The organism is Clostridium sp. UBA5119, assembly GCF_002414285.1.
In the GTDB taxonomy this organism is placed as follows: domain Bacteria; phylum Bacillota; class Clostridia; order Clostridiales; family Clostridiaceae; genus Clostridium_J; species Clostridium_J sulfidigenes.
In genome coordinates this window covers 1-3,372 of the sequence record NZ_DHYX01000043.1, presented here as the reverse complement: position 1 = coordinate 3,372, position 3,372 = coordinate 1, and the positions used below count along the sequence as shown (strand labels likewise).

The following is a 3,372-nucleotide window of genomic DNA, read 5'->3' as shown; positions in this document are numbered from 1 at the left end:
GTTTAGCATTTAAGTTTTTTATTTTAAGCTTCGAATCTATTTTCACTATTAATGTTAACGTTTATTATACCGATAATATATTGTATAATATGAACAAATATAAAATAATAGCAGAAATAATGATATTTGTTCATAAAGAACATTAATTAATATATTAAAAAAGGGGGCAACTAGTGTGAAATTCTTAAATTATGCAAAAAGGTTTAAAGTATTAATATGCCTGTTAATTGGTTTTTGTATTATTCAACAGCCAATTAACATCTTTGCTGAAGTGCCTGCACCTAAATCAGTAAGTCAACCTAGTCCATCTAAAGGTATTGATAATGGTATAGCAAAATTAAGTTATGATAAAAATCAAATCTTGGCATCAAATGGTGATAGTATAGAAAGTTTTGTTCCTAAAGAAGGGTTAAAGTCAAAAGACAAATTTGTAGTAGTTAAACGTAATAAAAAATCACTTACAACTTCACCAGTAGATATTTCTATTATTGATTCCATGACTGATCGCACATATCCTGGAGCATTGCAACTTGCTGATAATGGTTTTGTTGAAAACCAACCTAATTTATTGGTGTGTAAAAGAAAACCTTTAAATATTAGTATAGATTTACCAGGTATGAAAAAAGAAAATACAGTAACAGTTGAAAATCCAACATATGCTAATGTGTCTGGAGAAATAGACGGGTTAATATCTACTTGGAATGAAAAATATTCAACAACACATACACTGCCTGCAAGAATGCAATACTCAGAATCTATGGTTTATAGCAAATCTCAGCTATCAACTGCTCTGAATGTTAACGCTAAAGTTATGAATGGTTCACTTGGAATTGATTTTGATGCAATTTCAAATGGAGAAAAGAAAGTTATGGTTGCCGCATATAAACAAATATTCTATACTGTAAGTGCAGAGCTTCCTAACAATCCATCAGATATTTTTGATGATAGTGTTACTTTTAAAGAATTAACCCGTAAAGGAGTAAGTAATTCAGCACCACCTGTTATGGTATCAAATGTAGCCTATGGTAGAACAATTTATGTAAAATTAGAAACAACATCTAAGAGCAAAGATGTACAAGCTGCATTTAAAGCATTACTTAATGATAACAGCGTAGAAACCAAATCAAAATATAATGATATTTTTGAAGAAAGCTCATATACTGCCGTTGTATTAGGTGGAGATTCTAAGGAACATAACAAGATTATTACAAAGGATTTTGAAGAAATACGAAATGTAATTAAAAATAATGCTGAATTTAATCCTAAAAATCCAGCATATCCTATATCATATACAAGTGTATTCTTAAAAGATAATTCAGTTGCAGCAGTTCATAACAAAACAGATTATATTGAAACTACATCTACTGAATATTCTAAAGGGAAAATAAACCTTGACCATTATGGTGCATATGTTGCCCAGTTTGATATATCATGGGATGAAATTTCTTATGATGAGAGTGGACAAGAGGTACTGGAACATAAGAGATGGGATGGAAGTTGGGAGGACAAAACAGCTCATTACTCTACAGTAATTCCACTGCCAGCTAATGCAAAAAATATAAGAATTTATGCAAGAGAGTGTACCGGACTCGCTTGGGAATGGTGGAGAACAATTATTGATGAATATAATGTTCCATTGACAAATGAAATAAATGTTTCAATTGGAGGAACTACACTATATCCAACAGCTAATATTAGTCATTAATTATCAGAGCCATCTTTTACTATGGTAAGTTAAAAAACAAACCATAACAAAAGATGGCTCTTTTTATATTTTATTGATAGCTTTACCTGTTTCTATTTTAATTTCATTAATTAGATCCTGCGGATATATGTGCGTAGCACTTGTTGAGTGTTTATCATTTAAAGATATACATAAGTTGGATAATATGAATGGTATAATATTTAAGATGTTGCTCGATAGCAAAAATATATATGTATCATCTAGTTCTGCTTGTTCTGAAAATTTATTGATGCAATCTCATGTGTTAAAAGCAATAGGATTAACTGATGAAGAGTGCGATAGTACGATAAGATTTACGTTTAGTAAACATACATCAGTAAGAGAAATTAATTATTTTTATGATATAGCATTTGTTAAAATTATAATTGGAATAGGAAGAATAATGGATAATGTGCAAATTAGATATCCTATTTTGGTGGATTTTTTTATGATTATATATTCTAAGCCATCAATAAATCCAAGTAAGGCAGCCATAAGCGTTATAAATATTGAAAAATTTATAGATTGAGTGTTACTACAAGAATAGAGGTAGGATGAAAATATAATCAGAATTATTAATAATACGGAAAATAAAGATTTCACTTTTCTAAAAGTATTCATACATAAATTCTCCTTAATTACGTTATATGTATCATAATACAATATGAGAAACAAGATGTCCAATTATATTTATAAATGTGAGAATATAGTTAATTAACATTATAAAGAATTAAGCTTTTATAATGTTGTCAGGAAGTGTGTGTTACTTATAGCAGTTGTGTTTTTATGGTGAGAAAAAACTATTATGAAATCCAACGATGTAGGCTTCATAATAGTTAAGTTTATTAGTTAGGTGTCAAAACTTAACAGTATTGACACCACTTAAGGAATAACCTATACTCAATATATAAAGCAGTGTCAAAACTAATATTCAAAAGTAAGGTGATTATGTGGGTAATATTATAGGATATATAAGAGTATCAACCAAGGGACAATTAGAAGGTAATTCAATAGAGGATCAAAGGAAGAATATATTAGATAGATATTCTAATGCTAAAATAATTGAGGAAAGTTATAGTGCAGCTAAAGACAGATATGTATTTAATAAATTATTAGATGATATAGAACCTGGAGATACTTTGGTTGTAACTAAGCTCGATAGATTCTGTAGAACAACAAAAGAGGGATTACAGTATATAGATAAGTTAATGGGTAAGGGGGTTAAAATCCATATTCTTAATATGGGTTTAATTGAAGATACACCAATGGGAAGATTAATAGTAACTAATCTACTTGCCTTTGCAGAATTTGAAAGAGCTATGATAATAGAACGTACTCAAAGTGGTAAAGCAATAGCAAAAACAAAACCAGGATTTAAAGAAGGTAGACCTAAAAAGCATAGTCCTAAGCAGATAGAACATGCCTTAGGAATGCTGGTAGTAAATGGTGGTAATTCTAGCTATACGGAAGTTGCAGAAATTACAGGAATAAGTAAAAGTACCCTTATAAGGGAAGTTAACAAAAGAAAACTATAGACCAGCTAGTTATAGTCAAGTAAAAAGTTTAAAAATTATTTCTTTAAAAATTGGCATGACAAAAAGACCATTTTAAAACACGAACAGTTACAAAAAATGGAATAGTTAAGCAGC

Annotated in this window: 3 protein-coding genes; all 3 read left to right on the top strand. The window is 29.4% G+C overall.

Annotated features, from left to right (window positions below; genetic code table 11):
- Nucleotides 1-259 precede the first annotated feature (259 nt).
- The 3 genes from B2671_RS06305 to B2671_RS06295 all read left to right on the top strand — a co-directional run bounded on the left by B2671_RS06305 (nucleotide 260) and on the right by B2671_RS06295 (nucleotide 3,258).
- Nucleotides 260-1,705 carry a thiol-activated cytolysin family protein gene (locus tag B2671_RS06305; RefSeq protein WP_346869648.1) on the top strand — a complete coding sequence of 482 codons (1,446 nt, stop codon included), beginning with the start codon at nucleotides 260-262 and terminating at the stop codon, nucleotides 1,703-1,705.
- Between the two features lie 184 nt (nucleotides 1,706-1,889).
- Complete coding sequence (locus B2671_RS06300) at nucleotides 1,890-2,252, top strand: hypothetical protein (RefSeq protein ID WP_346869641.1); 363 nt, start codon at nucleotides 1,890-1,892, stop codon at nucleotides 2,250-2,252.
- A gap of 421 nt (nucleotides 2,253-2,673) precedes the next feature.
- Nucleotides 2,674-3,258, top strand: coding sequence for a recombinase family protein (locus tag B2671_RS06295; protein WP_346869640.1), 585 nt, complete (start codon nucleotides 2,674-2,676; stop codon nucleotides 3,256-3,258).
- The last annotated feature ends 114 nt before the right edge of the window (nucleotides 3,259-3,372 follow it).